Genomic DNA, 17,729 nt, shown 5'->3' on the forward strand with positions numbered 1-17,729 from the left:
TTAAATCCTTAATCTTATAAATCCCCCTAAATCCCCCTTTATGAAAGGGGGACTTTTAATGAGGATTAAACACGTTCAATAATCAAAGCAATACCTTGACCAACACCAATACACATTGAACATAAACCGTATTTACCGCCAGTTTGTTCAAGTTGGTTCAGTGCTGTAGTGACTAAACGCGCACCAGATGCACCAAGTGGGTGACCTAAAGCAATTGCACCACCGTTTGGATTGACTTTCTCTGAACCATCTTCAATGCCTAAGTCACGAGTACATGCTAATGCTTGTGCAGCAAAGGCTTCGTTCAGTTCAATCACGTCCATTTGTTCAATGGTCAAACCTGTTTGTGCCAACAATTTTTTGATTGCAGGCGCAGGACCAAAGCCCATAATACGTGGTTCAACACCAACAACAGTTGAAGCAATGATTTTGGCACGTGGTTTTAAGCCGTGTTGTGCAACCGCTTCTTCAGAAGCAATCAGTAGGGCAGCCGCACCATCGTTAATACCTGACGCGTTACCTGCAGTCACAGTACCGTCTGCTTTTACCACTGGCTTTAAATTTGCCAATGCTTCTGCTGTGGTTGATGCACGTGGATGTTCGTCTGCAGCAACAACGACAGGCTCGCCTTTACGTTGTGGAATTTCCACTGCAATAATTTCTTTGTCAAAGAAACCGCGTGCTTGTGCAGCTGCAGTACGTTGTTGGCTGGTTAGAGCAAACAAGTCTTGATCGGCACGGTTAATATTGAACTGTTCCGCTACATTTTCAGCAGTTTGCGGCATAGTTTCTACGCCGTACATTTCTTTGAGTTTCGGGTTAATGAAACGCCAGCCCATTGTGGTGTCTTCAATTTTTTGACTACGACCATAAGCAGATTCTGATTTACCCATCACAAATGGAGCGCGGCTCATTGATTCAACACCACCTGCAATAATCAGGTTTGCTTCACCTGCTTTAATTGCACGTGCGGCCATTGCAATTGCGTCTAGCGATGAACCACATAAACGGTTTACAGTGGTTGCTGGCACTTGGTACGGTAAACCTGCTAAAAGTGCAGACATACGACCCACGTTACGGTTGTCTTCACCTGCTTGGTTGGCACAGCCGTAAATCACGTCATCAACTTGTTCCCAGTTTACAGATGGATTGCGTTGCATAAGTGCTTTGATCGGTAATGCGCCTAAGTCATCAGCACGGACTGGAGCTAAACCACCTGCATAACGACCAAATGGGGTACGGATGGCATCGACGATATATGCGTTTTTCATATTTTATTTTCCAAATATCTTAATCTCTCCCAACCTCCCTTTAAAAAAGGGAGGAGATTCCCACCTAAAATTACTTGATGGAAGTCCCCCTTTGAAAAAGGGGGATTTAGGGGGATTAAAAATTATATTTAAAGACGATTAAGCCTGAGTCGCATCAATCAGCTTTGCACCAGTCAATGACTGTAATTCTTCAAAGCTCAAGCCTTCAACTTTTTCAAGAACTTTCATACCTTCAGGAGTTACGTCAATCACACATAAGTCAGTGTAAATGCGGTCTACACATTTCAAGCCAGTTGCTGGGTAAGTCAATTCAGCCACGATTTTTGGTTCACCTTTTTTGGTGACGTGATCGGTTGTGATAAAGACTTTTTTCGCACCAACGGCTAAGTCCATTGCGCCACCAACAGCAGGAATCGCATCTGGCGCACCTGTGTGCCAGTTTGCCAAGTCGCCATTTTCAGCCACTTGGAATGCACCCAATACTGCGATGTCTAAGTGACCGCCACGCATCATGGCAAAAGAGTCACCATGATGGAAGAATGAGCCGCCTGTTAGCATGGTCACGAATTCTTTACCTGCGTTGATTAACTCAGGGTCTTCTTCACCTGCAGGAGGTGGTGGACCGAAAGCCAATAAACCGTTTTCAGAGTGTAAGAATACGTCTTTGTCTGAAGGCAGGTAGTTTGAAATTTTAGTTGGTAAGCCAATGCCGAGGTTGACATAAGCACCGTCTGGAATGTCTTGTGCCACACGTTCAGCGATTTGATCACGTGTTAATTTGGTATAGCTCATGATGTTCTCCTTCACGTGACAGTTATGCAGATTGTTCAGGTTGTTTTGCGCCAACGGCAACAACGTGCTGAACGAAAATACCCGGAGTGATGATGTGTTCAGGATCTAACGCGCCTAACTCAACCACTTCAGAAACCTGTGCAATTGTCACATCGGCAGCCATCGCCATGATTGGGCCAAAGTTACGTGCAGATTTACGGTACACCAAGTTACCCCAACGGTCGCCTTGCTGTGCTTTAATTAAAGCAAAGTCTGCGCGGATTGGGTTTTCTAGTACGTAGTCTTTACCTTCATAATTTAAGGTTGGTTTGCCTTCTGCAAGTAAAGTACCAAAACCTGTAGGGGTATAGATTGGACCTAGACCCATACCTGCAGCCTGAATACGGCATGCCAAGTTACCTTGCGGCACCAGTTCAAGCTCGATTTTGCCTGCGCGGTAAAGTTCATCAAATACCCAAGAGTCAGACTGACGTGGGAATGAACAGATAATTTTACGTACCGCGCCAGCTTTTAGCAGTTTCGCTAAACCGTAGTCACCATTACCTGCGTTGTTGTTTACAATAATTAAATCTTTGATGCCAAGTTCAATCAAACCATCAATGAGTTCCGCTGGCTGACCTGCGGTACCAAAACCACCAATCATGATGGTTGAACCATCTTTAATTTGCGAAAGGACTTCTGTTAAAGAAGTTTGACTTTTATCAATCATAATGTGTCCTAGACAATTGCCTGTCCATTAACTTTTGGAACTTTGAGTTGAAGGTAGGGGTGCTGCTGAGTTGTCGCGTTTGGTTAATACCCAATGTGCGATCAAACCAATACAGATGCCCCAAAATACAGAACTTAGCCCTAAAAACTGCATGCCAGAGGCAGTTGCTAAAAAGGTGATGAGGGCTGCATCACGCTGTGATTCTTTACTCATTGCAACTGAAATATTGGTGGCAATTGCACCCAAAAGTGCAAGTCCAGCCAAAGCTGCAATCAGTTCTTTGGGCAATAGGCTAAATAGCATGACGATGCTACCCGCAAATAACCCACCTAAAATATAGAAAATACCGTTTGCAACACCTGCAATATATCGCTTTTCTTTCAGTTCGTGCGCATCTTTACCTAAGCATAATGCTGCAGTAATAGAGGCAAGTACAATGGTAATTCCTCCCACACACGCAACGGCAAGAGAAGCGATACTGGTCGCACTAATAATAGGCTTAGCAGGCATGTCATAACCGCTAATTTTAATAATTGCCATACCCGGTAAAAACTGCCCAGACAAGCTGACTAAAATTAAAGGTAATGCCAAGTTTAAGGTTGAATTCCACGTCCATTCAGGTGCAATAAACTGTGGAATTGCCAAACTAAAATTGGTGGTGACAGGGTTAATTTTACCGAGCATTAAGCTGAGTATAATGCCTGCAGCAAGCACCCAAATCATGGCATAACGTGGACTAAAACGCTTTGCCAATAAAAATACCGCTAGCATCCCAAATACAATGTATGGCAGGGTATCGGTTGCAGTAAATAAGCCTAAGCCAAATTGAACCAAAATACCTGCCATCATGCCTGCTGCGATTTCTTGCGGAATCCAAGACAGGAGTTTGTCAAAATAACCTGTGATTCCAATCAAAAAAATCACCACAGCAGAGGTGATGTAGGCTGCAACTGCTTCATTCAGGGTAATATCGGGAAACAGTGTGACCAGCAATGCGGTACCGGGTGCAGACCAAGCGGTGACCACAGGCACTTTGTATTTAATGGACAAAAAGATACCTGCGACAGCAGCACCAATAGAAATTCCCCAAATCCATGAAATCATCATGTCTGGGGAAACTTGGGCTTGCTGTGCCGCTTGGAAAAAGATGATCAATGGCCCTGAATAGGAGATCAGCACTGCTAAGAATCCTGCAACAGTGGCTGAAATTGACCAGTCATTTTTTAAAGTTTGGAACAGGTGACTCATTGACGATTTGCCTCCTTGCGTCAAGCAATGATCCTGTTGAAGTTGGTCATGATCTTGGCTTAGCCCTGATCACCACCACCTACAGGTACAACGGTACCTGTCATGTACGATGACTCATCAGAAGCAAGGAACAGAATCGCATTCACTTGTTCCTGAATGGTGCCATAGCGACCCAAGAAGGTACGATCAATGGTTTGATCGACCACTTGTTGCATCCACTCTTTTTCAGATTCTGAAAGTGGGTTGGCATTACGTGGCACTTTACGTGGTGGCGCTTCTGTACCGCCAGTTGCAATAGCATTCACACGAATACCATCTTTGGCATGTTCAAAGGCGAGGGAAGCGGTTAAACCGTTTACACCACCTTTAGACGCCGAATATGGCACGCGGTTAATACCACGTGTTGCAATTGAAGATACGTTTACAATGGTACCTTTCTGGTTTTTCACCATTTCAGGCAATACTGCGCGGCAGCACCACATAGTAGGGAACAATGAACGATTCACTTCTTTGATAATTTCTTCTTCAGAAAATTCTTCAAAAGGTTTCATCCAAATTGCACCGCCTACGTTGTTGATGAGCACATCAACACGACCATAGGTTTCAAGTGCTTTAGCAACCACAGATTCTGCACCTGCAAAAGTTTCAAGATTGGCTTTTACAGTAACAGCATCGCCACCAAGCTCTTCAATTTCAGCTAACACTTCTTCTACATAGGGAGAAAGGTCTGCCATAACCACTTGGGCACCTTCACTTGCCACTTGTAAAGCCACACCGCGACCAATGCCTTGAGCGGCACCAGTCACGATTACAACTTTGTTTTCAAATCTTTTTGTGCGATTCATTGTATTCTCCGACTATGTTTCTAGACTGTATAACAAACTTAGTTGGCAGAGAATTTTTCAAATAGGAAGCTTGCAGGTTTAACACTTTCTGCATCTAACCAGCCACGTACCGCTTCTACCATTGGCACTGGACCACATAGGTAGATGTCTACATCACCACCGTTGAGCCATTCGTTTTCGATATGGCCAGTCACGTAACCTTTACGCTCGTGTGCAGATTCTGGATTTGCCACTACAGTGCGGTACTCGAACCAAGAGAATTTTTCTTGTAGTTCGTTTAATTTTTCAATTGCAACCAAGTCAAAGTCATTGGTCACACCAAAAACTAAACGTACAGGGTGCTCAGAACCTTTTTCTTCAAGTACTTGCAGCATAGACATAAATGGTGCAATACCTGTACCACCTGCTAACATCACTACAGGGCGTGCTACATTACGTAAGTAGAAGCTACCAAATGGACCCGTAAAGGTCATTTTGTCGCCAGCTTTGGCATTTTGGCTTAAGAATTCGCTCATTTTGCCGTTTGGTACGTTACGTACTACAAAACCAGTTAAGCGGTTACCAGGCTTAGAGCTGAAAGAATATGAACGGGTTTCTGTTGTACCAGGAATACCCACATTCACGTATTGACCTGCAAGGAAGTGAATGTCTGGTTGACCTTCATCTAACTGAATGTCAAAAGTAATGGTCGAGTCAGATAAGTTTTCGACACGAGCCAAAGTACCTTCAAATGCATGAATTTCAGTTTTACATACATCAGAAGTGGCTTGAATTTGGAATACTGCGTCTGAAGTTGGTTTACATTGGCATGCAAGAATATAGCCTTGTTCAGCTTCTTCTGGTGTCAATGCATCTTCAATATAAGTTTCTTCAGGCATGTCATACGAACCTGATTCACAAAACGCACGGCACGTTCCACATGCACCGTCACGGCAGTCCAAAGGAATATTGATCTTTTGACGGTAAGCTGCGTCTGACAGTGTTTCACCATCTGTAACAGAAATAAAACGTGTAACGCCATCTTCAAATTGAAGTGCAATATTGTGGTTTGACATGGCTGAATATCCTGTAGAAATCTTTAAAACTTGACCTTTCAGCCAAAATTCCATCTGGCTGAAAGGTTTACCTAGCTGTAAATCAATACAGTCTTAGAGGTGATAAATGTCGATTACTTGGTTGATGTAATCGTTTTTCAGCACCACGTACTTGCTTAAAATTTGTGGTTTGTCGCCAGAAAAGTCGATTTCGTAGCGTGACATACCAAAGTAGCTGTAGTTGGTTTTGTAACGGAAACTCAAGGTGTTCCAGTTAAAACGTACAGTCACTTTATCGCCATCACGTTCAACAATTTCAATGTTGTTGATGTTGTGGCTCGTACGTGTGTCTGGCATGGTTGCAGACGAACGTTCAGTTTTGATACGGAACACACGGTCTTCCAAACCTTGACGGTCTGGGTAGTAAATCAAAGAGATTTCAGACTGTGGATCTGTAGTTAATTGGTCATCGTCATCCCAAGCTGGCATCCAGAAAGAAGCAGTAGGAGCGTAGCACTGTAACCACTCATCCCATTGCTCATCATCTAAAAAGCGAGCTTCTTGATAAAGGAACTGTGCAACTTTTTCTAAAGTGATGTCGCTCATGCGTTTTCTCCTTCAGTAGATGCCGCAATTTCTTTTTCAGTTGCGATGCCTTGTTTGATGAGTTCTAACCAGTGTTGGTGCTGAGCAAGGTATAAACCTTCGTCTTCAGTTTTAATACCAGAAAGTTTTGGTTTTAAACCAATTTCGTTGGCTGCATCGTCTGGACCTTGGATCCAGTGCTTAGAGCCACGGCACATATCGTTCCACTCAAGTGCGATACCTGCGTAACCTGCTTGACATGCACGGAATTCTTCAAGATCGTCTGGGGTTGCCATACCTGATGCGTTAAAGAAATCTTCGTATTGACGGATACGGCGTGCGCGTGCTTCTGGCTCTTCACCCACAGGTGCGATACAGTAAATAGTCACTTCAGTCTTATCTACAGACAGCGGACGTAACACACGAATTTGTGAACCGAACTGATCCATGAAGTACACGTTTGGATATAGACACAAGTTACGTGAACGTTCGATCATCCATTTCGCCATCGCTTCACCGTATTGCTCGGTGTATTCGTCTTTCTTGGCAAAGTTAGGACGGTCTTCTGGGTTAGCCCATTGTGTCCAAAGTAGCATGTGACCATTTTCAAAGCCGTAAGAACCACCGCCTTGTTTTCCCCATGAACCTGCGCTCATAGCACGAATGTTGTCGCCAGCTTCTTTTTCTTTACGTTGCTGAGTTGTTGCAGCGTAGTTCCAGTGTACTGCAGACACGTGGTAACCATCGGCACCGTTTTCAGCAGTTAACTTCCAGTTACCTTCATAAGTGTAAGTAGAAGAACCACGTAAAACTTCAAGACCTTGTTGTGATTGACCTACAATCATGTCAATGATTTTAGTTGCTTCACCTAGGTATTCTTCTAAAGAAGGAACATCTGGGTTCAAGCTACCAAACAAGAAACCTTTATAGCTTTCAAAACGGGCAACTTTTTTCAAGTCGTGTGAACCGTCTTTGTTGAAGCAATCTGAATAACCCGCATCGGCAGGGTCTTTCACTTTTAACAACTTACCAGAGTTGTTGAAAGTCCAACCGTGGAATGGGCAAGTATAAGTTGCTTTGTTACCACGCTTGTAACGACATAACTGTGCACCACGGTGTGAACACGCATTGATCATGGCATTTAATTCGCCATTGCGGTTACGTGCAATGATGATTGGCTGACGGCCAATGTATGTGGTGTAGTAGTCATTGTTGTTTGGAATTTGGCTTTCGTGTGCCAAATAAACCCAGTTGCCTTCAAAAATGTATTTCATTTCTAGGTCAAACAGGGCTTGGTCTGTGAATACTGAACGGTGTAGTTTAAATTCACCAGATTCAAAATCATCAACCAATAGCTCATCAATGCGGTCTAAGTGGCTGGTGTTAATTACAGGAATACGAGGCATGTCCTTTCTCCGACTTTCCAAGGAGGGGAAGTCATCGGGATGAATCTAATGATTACATCCCGATTCCATTCAAATTATGCGCTTGCGCGGCGACGTTCAACTTCAGTAGAAGGAGCGCCTTCTTTATCTTTCTGAAGAACAACGTTGAATTGGATGTATTTGAAAGGACCTTTCAAACCACGACGTGCGATTTCAGCTTCGTCAGTTACGTCTACAGCTTCAGCAACTAGACCTTCACGAGTACCGAATGCGAAGTCGTCCCAAAGGTATTTATCACCTTCGATGTTGAACTGAGTCGTAAGCTTACGGTAGCCAGGTGCAGAGATGAAGTAGTGCACGTGTGCTGGACGTTGACCGTGACGAGAGATTTGGTTCAATACACCTTGAAGTGGACCTTCAGGGTTTAAGCCATAACCTACAGGCATAGTTGTTTGAGCAACATATTGACCTTTTTCATCAGCTAAGATTGAGCGACGTAGGTTGAAGTGGCTTTGTGACTTATCAAAGAATGAATAGTTACCGTGGCTGTTTGCATGCCATACTTCAACTTTAGCACCAGGAATGATGTTGCCGTCAGTGTCAGTTACTGTACCGTCAATGATTAAAGTTGGGATTTTGCCTTCTTCAGAACCATCGTCCATACGAGCAAAACCAGTAGATTCAGGCGCACCAGCAACATACAATGGACCTTCAATTGTACGTGGCGTACCACCAGTCAAGCCTGCTTTCGCGTCAGCTTCGTCAGCACGTAAGTCTAGGAAGTGTTCAAGACCTACAGCAGAACCCATCAATGCAAACTCATCAGCTTTTGCAATATCAATGATAGTTTCAATACCTTTCCAAACTTCAGATTGGCTTAAATCTAAGTCTTCAATCGCTTGGAATAAATCTGTAACTAAACGAACAAGTACCTGTTGTACACGTGCATTTACTGGACCTTCTGAAGTGTCCACGTTACAAGCTTTAACTACATTTTCAATGGTTTGACGATCCATTTTGTTACTCCTTAGAGGTGTGCGCTGTGGTGGCGAATATCTCTGGACTTAAATAAAGAGATATTTAGCTGCCACATTCCTTGTTTACTCGGTGTTAAATATGTGTATTTCTTTGGTACTGGAATAAATGATTTATTCCAGTACCTGTGTTGTATCAGGTGTCATCTTCACGAATTGAAGATGGGTGGCGGTTCAATGCCATCACTTCAATATTCATGTAAGGGTAGAGTGGAAGACCTTGTAAAATGTTGTGTAGTTCTTCGTTGCTCTCTACATCAAAAATACTGATGTTTGAATATTGGCCAGTAATACGCCAAATATGACGCCACTTGCCTTGACGCTGTAATTCCTGTGAATAGGCTTTTTCAACGGCTTTGATTTCGTTGGCTGTTTCAGCTGGCATATCCAATGGAATGTTTACATCCATACGTACGTGGAAAAGCATGGGTTTCTCCTAATTACTGACGACGCAAGTTGTCAATTTTGTCTTCATCCAGTTCAATGCCTAGACCTGCACCTGTTGGAAGGTGTAATTCAAAGTCTTGGTACTGAAGCGGAGTTTTTAAAATTTCTTCTGTTAGCAGCAATGGGCCAAATAATTCAGTGCCATAAGCTAAATTTTGGAAGGTAGAGAACACGTGTGCAGATGCAATTGTGCCTACAGGGCCTTCAAGCATGGTGCCGCCATATAGGTCGATACCTGCCAACTGTGCAATCGTTGCCACTTCACAGCCTTCAATCAGACCAGCAGACTGTGCAACTTTTACTGCAAAAACAGATGCCGCATTGCGTTTCGCTAATTGATAAGCACTTTGTGGGCCCATCAATGATTCGTCTGCCATGATGGCAATATCAAATTTGCGAGTTAAACGCTCCATGGCATCAATGTTGTCAATTGCACATGGCTGTTCAATCAGGTCTACACCACCATCTTGTAGAAGTTGGATACCTTTAATGGCTTCAAGTTCTGACCAAGCACGGTTAACGTCTACACGAATAGAAACGTCTTTACCTAAAGCTTGTTTAATGGCTAATACGTGTTCAACGTCTTGCTCTACAGGGCGTGAACCGATTTTTAGTTTGAAAGTGTTGTGGCGTTTTGCCGCAATCATTTTTTGCGCTTCAGCAATGTCTTTTTCTGTATCGCCAGATGCAAGCACCCATAACACAGGAACAGAGTTGCGTAGACGACCACCTAAAATTTCACTTAAAGGTTGGTTTAAGCGTTGTGCTTGAATATCTAATAAAGCAGTTTGGATGGCACATTTCGCAAAACGGTTACCATTGATATTCTTTTTAATGACCTGTAAAGTTTGCGCAACGTTCAAGCCAGCTAAAGTTTTTAGCAATGGTGCGAAATATGTTTCAATATTGGTTTTCACACTTTCTGGGCTTTCTTCACCATAGCCCAAGCCACCAATTGTGGTCGCTTCGCCCCAGCCAACAAAACCATCTTCAGTGGTGATTTTGACTAATACCAGGGTTTGGGTTTGCATGGTTGCAACCGCCATCTTATGTGGACGGATGGTTGGTATTTCCACCAGCAAAGTTTCTACTGACTTATACATGGTTTGCCCTTCATATCATTGCTTTATTACAGTTATGTGATATACCTTAAAAGAATAAATTGCATTGGTCGAAGATCAAATTTGCATTTTTTTATACTTGAAAGGTATTTTGAGCTATGGAACTCAGACATTTACGTTATTTTGTTGCTGTTGTAGAAGAGCAAAGTTTCACCAAGGCAGCAGAAAAACTCTTTATTGCTCAACCACCTTTGAGCAGACAGATCCAAAATTTAGAACAAGAGCTTGGAATTCAACTATTTGAGCGTGGAAGTAGACCGCTTAAGACCACCGAAGCAGGCCAATTCTTTTACCAACATGCCGTTAAACTTTTGTCTAATGCGGAAGAAATCAAGTCGATGACAAAACGTGTCGGTATTGCTGGTCGTACTGTGACTATTGGCTTCGTTGGTTCTTTATTGTTCGGATTATTGTCAAGAATTGTGTATTTGTTTAAGCAGCAGCATCCGCATTTAAAAATAGAAATGGTGGAAATGACCACCAATGACCAAATTCAGGCACTTAAAGAAGGGCGTATAGATGTTGGATTTGGACGCTTAAGAATTTCTGATCCTGCAGTTAAACGTATCTTATTACGTGAAGAACGCTTGATGGTTGCAGTACATTCGAGCCACCCATTTGCGGCACAAAAAGAAGGTGTATATTTGGCGGATGTTGTTGATCAACAACTATTTTTATATCCAAATCACAACAAGCCAAACTTCTCTACCCAAATTCGTGGCGTGTTTTCTGAGTATGGTTTAGAACCTCGCAAAATTCGTGAAGTGCGTGAATTACAATTGGCGTTGGGTTTTGTTGCTGCAGGTGAGGGCTTGTGTATCGTGCCAGAAAGCGCACAAAATATTCATTTGGCACATTTGCACTTTATACCTTTATTAGATGACTCGGCTGTAAGTCCTGTGTTTATGGCAATTCGTAATATGGATGAAAGTGAAGACATTCGATCTTTGTTTGACTGCATTTATCAAGTTTATGATTTGGAAGCAGTTACTTATGATCGCAATGTATTCTAGTAAAGCCATATAAAACAAATATTTATAACTATATTTTTTATATAAAAGCACAGATATTTTTAACAAAATACTGTTATGTGAATTGCCTGAAAAAACTTTTTTAAGCATCACATTACAGTATTTTTTTTCGCCTTGTTATTTTTATCTATTTTAAAATCAATATCTTACAAAGCTATAGACTTTTTAGGTATGTATCCATGCCTATTCAGTTTTGGACAAATTTTAACTTATTATTCATTGTGTGCATCTGAGTTGGAGTAACGGACTTCACAATTAGGAGGTGAAGCAAGATGCAAAGCAATAAAATTAATATTAATACCTTGATTGACGAGGCCAAGTTCACGCCATTCCATTGGGGCGTATTGTTTTGGTGTTTGATGATCATTATTTTTGACGGTTACGACTTGGTCATTTATGGGGTTGCATTACCACTACTGATGCAAGAGTGGGCGCTCAGTGCAGTACAAGCAGGTTTACTGGCCAGTACGGCATTGTTTGGCATGATGTTTGGTGCCATGACCTTCGGTACCTTATCGGACAAGTTAGGTCGTAAAAAGACCATCATGATCTGTGTGGCTATTTTTAGTGGTTTTACCTTCCTTGGCGCATTTGCGACCAACCCTGTTGAATTTGGTATTTTACGTTTCCTTGCAGGCTTAGGTATTGGCGGTGTAATGCCAAACGTAGTGGCACTAATGACTGAATATGCGCCAAAGCGTATTCGCAGTACTTTAGTTGCGCTGATGTTTAGTGGTTATGCCATTGGCGGTATGACTTCAGCATTGTTGGGTGCATGGTTAGTGCCAGAGTTTGGCTGGAAAATCATGTTCTACATCGCAATTATTCCATTGGTGGCTTTACCGTTAATTTGGAAATTCTTGCCTGAGTCACTTATGTATTTGACCAACAAGAAAGAAATTGAGCAAACCCGCAGTATTGTGCAAAAAATTTCGCCAAGCCAACAATTAAATGGTGACACTGAGTTTGTACTGAATGAAGTGACTAAAGGCGATGAAGCACCTGTAAAAGCATTGTTCCAACAAGGTCGTATGTTCAGTACGTTCATGTTCTGGATCGCATTCTTCATGTGCTTGTTAATGGTTTATGCTTTGGGCAGCTGGTTACCAAAATTGATGATCCAAGCAGGTTATTCATTGGGCGCAAGTATGATCTTCCTATTCGCTCTGAATATTGGTGGCATGATTGGCGCAATTGGTGGTGGTGCATTGGCTGACCGCTTCCATATCAAAAAAGTACTCACCATTATGTTTATCTGTGGCGCAGCAGCATTAATTCTGCTTGGCTTTAACAGTCCACAAATTGTGTTGTACACCTTAATTGCAGTTGCTGGTGCAGCAACCATTGGTTCACAAATCTTGCTTTATACTTTCGTCGCACAATATTACCCATCTACTGTACGTTCTACAGGTATGGGCTGGGCATCAGGTATTGGTCGTATCGGCGCGATCGTTGGACCAGTCTTAACTGGCGCATTATTGACCATGAATTTACCGCACCAAATGAACTTCTTTGCTATTGCGATTCCAGGTGTAATTGCTGCTTTAGCGATCTTCATGGTGAATTTAAAAGCTTCAGTAGATGCGAAAGCCCTTGCAGAGCCTGCGGTAGAAAGCAATCCAATTGCACAAAAAGCAACCCAATAATTTCTATACCTTTCAATTAATCTTTCGTCATCAATGATATAGATCGCCATCGTAAGCGATGGTGATCTGTTGCTAGAATTTGATGGCACAATAACAAGCGAGTTTAGGATGAACGCGAAAACATTAACCCAATCTTTAAATTTTCAATCTACAACGGTTCGACCAACAATGCAGCGCACGCTCATGATGAGCATGATTGCATTGAGTATGGGCGGTATGAGTGTTGCAGCTCAGGCGCAGACCCAACAGCAAACGGAAATTGAGCAACTTAGACAGGAAGTTCAAGCTTTACGTGGTCTGATAGAACAGCAAAAAGTACAAAATACGCAAACAGCAAATGCAATTGCCAATGTACAACGCAGTTCAGCAAGCCCAAGTTCGATTCTGAAAACAGCCAAAGGTGCTGAGTTTAACTTATATGGTAATGTGCGTTTAGATGCGTCTTATCAGGTTGAAGGTGGTGCTGTGGATATGCCATATAACCAAATTCATGGTGTTCCACTAGAAGGCAATAACGAACAAAGCGATCGTTTAAGATCAACGCTTTCTGCTACACGCTTAGGTTTGGATTTCAAGAGTCCTGTGGGTGATCAAGACCTAAAAGGTAAAATTGAAGTTGATTTCCTTGGCGGAAGTAAACTTGATAACTTACGTATTCGCCATGCCTACTTAAATTACGGTAACTGGTTAATTGGTCAAACTTGGTCAAACTTTGCTATTCCAGACTATATGCCTGAAACCATTGATGCATTGGCATTTGTTGGTGGCTCGGTAAAACGTACACCACAGGTTCGTCACACCACAAAATTTAGCCCACAAACCAATTTGGTGGTGGCTGTTGAAGATCCTAAAGATAAGTTGGTCACAGATAAAGTGATTGATCAGCGTTTACCTGCATTAACAGCACGTTTAAATCATCAATTTGCAGATAATTTAAATGTTAGTGTTCGTGCTATGGGGCATGAAAAACGTGTTAATTCTGAAGAAGAAATGGCATGGGGTGTGGGTGTAGGTGCAAAATATGAAGTTGTCCCTGGTACAACCTTAAAAGCCGATTATTACCATGTTAAGGGTGATAGTAGTTTCGTAACATTCACTAATCCAGGCGTCTTAGTCAAAGATGGTAGTTTGATCCAAAGTGAATTTGATTCAATTATGGTGGGTATTACCCAAAAATTTACGGATCAAATTCACGGTACACTCGGCTATGGTTATATGAGTTTTGATAAAGACCCTAACTATATAGCTGCAACATCAGATAAAACAAGCATTAACAAAGAGTTATGGCAAGGCTGGGTAAATATTTTCTATAGCCCGCGTAAACCATTAAGCTTTGGCTTGGAATATGTCTACGGTGAGCGTGAAGCATTTGGTGAAGCTGCAAACGGCAGTAAAACAGGTGAAGACAACCGAATTAATGCGGTTGCCATTTATAACTTCTAAGTTTGAACTAGATACAAACTTTCAAAAGAGCTGAGTGAAAAACTCGGCTCTTTTTTGTTGTCGGGTGATCGGCTCTGTAATTTTAGGCATGAGTATATTGGGTGATGTGTTGCTGTATTACCGCAGACAAAACATCCAGTGCAGTCGCAATATCACTGTTCCAAGCAAAAGAACAGTTTAAACGAATAAAGTTCTGGCTGACCTGTTCAGAACGGAACAACTGACTTGGCGCAATGCCAATCTTATTTTGAATCACTTGCTGATAAATCGTATAGCCATCTATATATGCAGGCAGTTCAATCCATAAAAAGTAACCACTAGAATAGTAGTGAATTTTACAAGCTGGGTTTAAGCGCTGTTTCAATTGCTGATAAAACACTTTTTTATGTTTTTCCAATTGTTTGCGTAATTGACGCAAATGTTTTTCATAATGATGATGCGAAAGAAAATCCACCAAAGTATTTTGCAGTAAGGGACTTGCAGAAACCGTGCTCATGAGTTGCAAATGCTGAATAGCATTGGAAAATTGACCTGCATAAACCCAACCGACCCGCACAGCAGAACCCAAAGTTTTAGAAAAAGAAGCGCAATGCAGTACACGTTGTTGTCGGTCAAAATACTTCATGGGCAGTGGTTTTTGCGTACCGTAATACAATTCTTGATAGACATCATCTTCAATTAAATACACTTGATATTCTTCAAGCAAACTCGCAATACGTTGCTTAATTTCATCTCTGACACTAAAGCCAATAGGGTTATGAATATTCAACATCAACCAGCAGACTTTAATTGGGTATTGTTTTAAGGCTTGTTCAAATGAGTCTAAATCGAAACCTGAAACAGGGTGTTCTGGAATGGTAATCACCTGTAAACCAAGACGTTCAGCCGCTTGCCATGCACCATAAAAAATAGTTTCTTGTAATAGAATAAAATCTCCAGGTTTGGTCAAAGCTTGTAATGACAAATTGAGCGCATCTAATGCGCCAGATGTAATGACAATGTCATTTGCATGGGTGGGTATGCCTTGTAAACAGTAGCGATTTGCAATTATGGTTCTTAATTCATAATTGCCCGGTGGCATGTGGTCGTGGCTAAAATAACTGCTTTTTCGCTTGGCGTGCTGCGCTAAAATTTGCATTAACTTTGGGTTAAACAGTAATTCTGCATTGGGAAAGGCAGAGCCTAAAGGACTGACATCTGCAGACTGAATTGATTTTAAATAGCCAAAGACCAAAGAGTTCATTTGAATATGTGCATTTAAACTCAAACTGCTTGGTACAGGTCGTTCAGTTTGATTGAGACGTTCTGCGACATAAAACCCCGACTTTTGTTTAGCGTAAACCAATCCCTGAGCTTCAAGTTCTTGATAAGCGTTTAGCACGGTCATTAAGCTATAACCACTGATTTGTGATTGTTCTCTTAACGAAGGTAACTTGCTATGTGCTTTCCATGCACCATTTTCAATGAGTTGCCGAATGTTCAACGCCAATTGTTCAGATTTATACATGGTATGACTCAAGCATTTTTTGCAGCTGTTACTTATTTTGATCTATTTTTAGGTTTAAAACATTAAATAATTTCTGTTTTTATAACAGATTGGCATGTATCTAAAATCAACTGTTATAGTTTTTAATGAATATTTTGTATCTACAGCAATGCTTTAGAATTTTACATAATCTGTATATCCCCATAATCTGGCTAGATTGGAGTCGATATGCAAGAAGATAACTCACGCAAACCACAGAAATATGCCGATAGCAGTATTTCAGACAAAGCATTTAAGCACATGATTATTTGGTTTACCGTGTATGTAGCTTTATTTTGTATCGGCGTGGCTGTTGTGGTGAATTTAGATAAGTTCTAAACAGTTTTTGAATAACAGCACACCTATAATCGCTTCAAGATATGAAAAACATTCATTTGAATTTTAATGAATGTTTTTTTGTTTATAAAAGAGATCGTAAGCGCATAACTCAAAAGCAATAAAGATCGCAAAAATAACGGAATAGGCGTAAATTATAACTTTATCAGTAAAGCATTTGTGGTTGCAATGATTTCGAGTTGGGTGCTCTTTACCTTAATGGCTGCATTTATGCAGGCATGGCGCAATGCCTTTCAAAAACAACTCAGCACAAGTGTAGATGTTTATGGCGTGACTTTGGCACGTTTTATTTTTGCCTTGCCTTTTGCATTGGCGTATTTAAGCATTTTACAATGGCAGCAGCCTGTTCAAGCCAAACTACATTTTAGTTCGGTGTTTTGGCTGTATATCATTATTGCAGCAGTGTGTCAGATTTTAGCCACGGCTTTAATGGTAAAACTGTTTCAACAAAAAAATTACGCAGTAGGTGTCGGGCTTGCCAAAAGTGAAGCAGTTTTAGCCGCAATTGTAGGCGTGATTTTCTTACAAGAACATTTAAGTGCATTGGCTTGGTTCGGCGTTGCGATAGGCGGTATTGCGGTATTTCTACTCAGTAAAGGCAATCAACGCAGTGATTTTTCATTCACGACTTTAGCCATTGGAATCGGTAGTGGACTCAGCTTCGCGGTGACTTCTTTATTGGTGCGTGAAGCCAGTCTAGAGCTGGATTTCTTACCGTTTATTCATCGTGCTGCATGGGTTTTGGTGTGGGTTATTGGCTTACAATGTTTTATCTTATTGGCTTTTTTAGGTATATTTAAACGACATACCTTATATGCCATGTGGCAGCGGGTTGGATTAACTTTTAAAGTGAGCGTCTGCAGTTTTTTAGCATCATTGGGCTGGTTTAATGCCATGAGTATGCAAACTGTGGCGATTGTGAAAACACTCGGACAAATTGAAATATTATTCAGCTTACTTATTTCAGCGTATTTCTTTAAAGAAAAACTTGCTCGTACCGATCATTGGGGATTGGGATTGGTCGTGCTTGCGGCAATGTTGGTTATTTGGGCGTAGCATCATATTTCAAAGCTAAGTAATTTCAAATTCATGTCATATCCGTTGCACTTCATTTGAGCATCTCAGAAATTTGACATCCTCCCCGACCTAAAGGACGGAGATTCCTACTGCTAGACGCTCATGCCCGAGCGCAAGAATATTCAGTGCGGAATTTACATCCCGATCATGGAGCGTACCGCACTCCACACACTGCCATT

General features: G+C 41.7%; 18 protein-coding genes. 5 read left to right on the top strand and 13 right to left on the bottom strand.

The features are described 5' to 3' along the window. Positions 1 to 65: 65 nt before the first annotated feature. The 11 genes from pcaF to FTV28_RS12190 all read right to left on the bottom strand — a co-directional run bounded on the left by pcaF (position 66) and on the right by FTV28_RS12190 (position 10,453). On the bottom strand, positions 66 to 1,271 hold the full coding sequence (gene pcaF / locus FTV28_RS12140; protein ID WP_179990602.1) for a 3-oxoadipyl-CoA thiolase: 1,206 nt from the start codon (positions 1,269 to 1,271) through the stop codon (positions 66 to 68). A gap of 138 nt (positions 1,272 to 1,409) precedes the next feature. Further along, complete coding sequence (locus FTV28_RS12145; RefSeq protein ID WP_104851987.1) at positions 1,410 to 2,063, bottom strand: 3-oxoacid CoA-transferase subunit B; 654 nt, start codon at positions 2,061 to 2,063, stop codon at positions 1,410 to 1,412. A gap of 22 nt (positions 2,064 to 2,085) precedes the next feature. Continuing rightward, positions 2,086 to 2,772 carry a 3-oxoacid CoA-transferase subunit A gene (locus tag FTV28_RS12150; protein WP_104851986.1) on the bottom strand — a complete coding sequence of 229 codons (687 nt, stop codon included), beginning with the start codon at positions 2,770 to 2,772 and terminating at the stop codon, positions 2,086 to 2,088. Between the two features lie 27 nt (positions 2,773 to 2,799). Beyond that, positions 2,800 to 4,020, bottom strand: coding sequence for a benzoate/H(+) symporter BenE (benE, locus tag FTV28_RS12155; protein WP_131261940.1), 1,221 nt, complete (start codon positions 4,018 to 4,020; stop codon positions 2,800 to 2,802). Between the two features lie 59 nt (positions 4,021 to 4,079). After that, entirely contained in the window at positions 4,080 to 4,865 is a 786-nt protein-coding gene (gene benD, locus FTV28_RS12160; RefSeq protein ID WP_131261939.1) for a benzoate diol dehydrogenase BenD, read from the bottom strand. 38 nt (positions 4,866 to 4,903) lie between these two features. Further along, a complete protein-coding gene (gene benC / locus FTV28_RS12165; RefSeq protein WP_179990604.1) occupies positions 4,904 to 5,920 on the bottom strand; it encodes a benzoate 1,2-dioxygenase electron transfer component BenC in 1,017 nt (338 codons plus the stop codon). Positions 5,921 to 6,013: 93 nt separating this feature from the next. Then, the gene (gene benB / locus FTV28_RS12170) at positions 6,014 to 6,505 is read right to left on the bottom strand and encodes a benzoate 1,2-dioxygenase small subunit (protein ID WP_131261937.1); all 492 of its coding nucleotides are present in this window, start codon (positions 6,503 to 6,505) and stop codon (positions 6,014 to 6,016) included. Beyond that, the gene (benA, locus tag FTV28_RS12175; protein WP_131261936.1) at positions 6,502 to 7,890 is read right to left on the bottom strand and encodes a benzoate 1,2-dioxygenase large subunit; all 1,389 of its coding nucleotides are present in this window, start codon (positions 7,888 to 7,890) and stop codon (positions 6,502 to 6,504) included. Before benA ends, benB begins: the two co-directional genes overlap by 4 nt. Positions 7,891 to 7,964: 74 nt before the next feature. Further along, on the bottom strand, positions 7,965 to 8,885 hold the full coding sequence (gene catA / locus FTV28_RS12180; RefSeq protein ID WP_131261935.1) for a catechol 1,2-dioxygenase: 921 nt from the start codon (positions 8,883 to 8,885) through the stop codon (positions 7,965 to 7,967). A gap of 154 nt (positions 8,886 to 9,039) precedes the next feature. Further along, positions 9,040 to 9,330 (bottom strand): muconolactone Delta-isomerase, encoded by a 291-nt coding sequence (catC, locus tag FTV28_RS12185; RefSeq protein WP_096901615.1) that lies wholly within the window; start codon positions 9,328 to 9,330, stop codon positions 9,040 to 9,042. 13 nt (positions 9,331 to 9,343) lie between these two features. After that, complete coding sequence (locus FTV28_RS12190) at positions 9,344 to 10,453, bottom strand: muconate/chloromuconate family cycloisomerase (RefSeq protein ID WP_104851981.1); 1,110 nt, start codon at positions 10,451 to 10,453, stop codon at positions 9,344 to 9,346. A 116-nt stretch (positions 10,454 to 10,569) separates the two neighbouring features. Between FTV28_RS12190 and FTV28_RS12195 the strand changes: the two genes are divergently transcribed. From FTV28_RS12195 to FTV28_RS12205, 3 genes are all read left to right on the top strand, one after another. Beyond that, positions 10,570 to 11,484, top strand: a complete 915-nt coding sequence (locus FTV28_RS12195) for a LysR family transcriptional regulator (protein ID WP_104851980.1) — start codon at positions 10,570 to 10,572, stop codon at positions 11,482 to 11,484. Between the two features lie 290 nt (positions 11,485 to 11,774). Next, the gene (locus tag FTV28_RS12200) at positions 11,775 to 13,148 is read left to right on the top strand and encodes an MFS transporter (protein WP_131261933.1); all 1,374 of its coding nucleotides are present in this window, start codon (positions 11,775 to 11,777) and stop codon (positions 13,146 to 13,148) included. 108 nt (positions 13,149 to 13,256) lie between these two features. Next, positions 13,257 to 14,591, top strand: a complete 1,335-nt coding sequence (locus FTV28_RS12205) for a DcaP family trimeric outer membrane transporter (protein ID WP_131261932.1) — start codon at positions 13,257 to 13,259, stop codon at positions 14,589 to 14,591. A gap of 82 nt (positions 14,592 to 14,673) precedes the next feature. Here the strand turns inward: FTV28_RS12205 and FTV28_RS12210 are convergent, their stop codons facing one another. Beyond that, positions 14,674 to 16,098 carry a PLP-dependent aminotransferase family protein gene (locus tag FTV28_RS12210; RefSeq protein ID WP_131261931.1) on the bottom strand — a complete coding sequence of 475 codons (1,425 nt, stop codon included), beginning with the start codon at positions 16,096 to 16,098 and terminating at the stop codon, positions 14,674 to 14,676. A 207-nt stretch (positions 16,099 to 16,305) separates the two neighbouring features. Between FTV28_RS12210 and FTV28_RS12215 the strand changes: the two genes are divergently transcribed. Together FTV28_RS12215 and FTV28_RS12220 are read left to right on the top strand one after the other, a co-directional pair. Further along, entirely contained in the window at positions 16,306 to 16,455 is a 150-nt protein-coding gene (locus FTV28_RS12215; RefSeq protein ID WP_004973540.1) for a hypothetical protein, read from the top strand. Positions 16,456 to 16,641: 186 nt separating this feature from the next. Next, positions 16,642 to 17,529, top strand: a complete 888-nt coding sequence (locus tag FTV28_RS12220) for a DMT family transporter (RefSeq protein ID WP_131261930.1) — start codon at positions 16,642 to 16,644, stop codon at positions 17,527 to 17,529. Positions 17,530 to 17,619: 90 nt separating this feature from the next. Here FTV28_RS12220 and FTV28_RS12225 read toward each other — a convergent pair. Next, positions 17,620 to 17,729 (bottom strand): transposase (locus FTV28_RS12225; protein ID WP_179990606.1); only part of this gene is annotated, 110 nt, incomplete at its 5' end.

This window comes from Acinetobacter sp. YH12252, from assembly GCF_013417365.1.
GTDB lineage: Bacteria > Pseudomonadota > Gammaproteobacteria > Pseudomonadales > Moraxellaceae > Acinetobacter > Acinetobacter towneri.

Excerpts from the sequence above, each read along its gene's own strand:
- FTV28_RS12210 (WP_131261931.1), bottom strand. The coding sequence starts at position 16,098 with ATGTATAAATCTGAACAATTGGCGTTGAACATTCGGCAACTCATTGAA.
- benB (WP_131261937.1), bottom strand. The coding sequence starts at position 6,505 with ATGAGCGACATCACTTTAGAAAAAGTTGCACAGTTCCTTTATCAAGAA.
- FTV28_RS12215 (WP_004973540.1), top strand. The coding sequence starts at position 16,306 with ATGCAAGAAGATAACTCACGCAAACCACAGAAATATGCCGATAGCAGT.
- FTV28_RS12190 (WP_104851981.1), bottom strand. The coding sequence starts at position 10,453 with ATGTATAAGTCAGTAGAAACTTTGCTGGTGGAAATACCAACCATCCGT.
- catC (WP_096901615.1), bottom strand. The coding sequence starts at position 9,330 with ATGCTTTTCCACGTACGTATGGATGTAAACATTCCATTGGATATGCCA.
- catA (WP_131261935.1), bottom strand. The coding sequence starts at position 8,885 with ATGGATCGTCAAACCATTGAAAATGTAGTTAAAGCTTGTAACGTGGAC.
- FTV28_RS12195 (WP_104851980.1), top strand. The coding sequence starts at position 10,570 with ATGGAACTCAGACATTTACGTTATTTTGTTGCTGTTGTAGAAGAGCAA.
- benC (WP_179990604.1), bottom strand. The coding sequence starts at position 5,920 with ATGTCAAACCACAATATTGCACTTCAATTTGAAGATGGCGTTACACGT.
- FTV28_RS12220 (WP_131261930.1), top strand. The coding sequence starts at position 16,642 with ATGATTTCGAGTTGGGTGCTCTTTACCTTAATGGCTGCATTTATGCAG.
- benA (WP_131261936.1), bottom strand. The coding sequence starts at position 7,890 with ATGCCTCGTATTCCTGTAATTAACACCAGCCACTTAGACCGCATTGAT.
- pcaF (WP_179990602.1), bottom strand. The coding sequence starts at position 1,271 with ATGAAAAACGCATATATCGTCGATGCCATCCGTACCCCATTTGGTCGT.
- benD (WP_131261939.1), bottom strand. The coding sequence starts at position 4,865 with ATGAATCGCACAAAAAGATTTGAAAACAAAGTTGTAATCGTGACTGGT.
- FTV28_RS12145 (WP_104851987.1), bottom strand. The coding sequence starts at position 2,063 with ATGAGCTATACCAAATTAACACGTGATCAAATCGCTGAACGTGTGGCA.
- FTV28_RS12150 (WP_104851986.1), bottom strand. The coding sequence starts at position 2,772 with ATGATTGATAAAAGTCAAACTTCTTTAACAGAAGTCCTTTCGCAAATT.
- FTV28_RS12200 (WP_131261933.1), top strand. The coding sequence starts at position 11,775 with ATGCAAAGCAATAAAATTAATATTAATACCTTGATTGACGAGGCCAAG.
- benE (WP_131261940.1), bottom strand. The coding sequence starts at position 4,020 with ATGAGTCACCTGTTCCAAACTTTAAAAAATGACTGGTCAATTTCAGCC.
- FTV28_RS12205 (WP_131261932.1), top strand. The coding sequence starts at position 13,257 with ATGAACGCGAAAACATTAACCCAATCTTTAAATTTTCAATCTACAACG.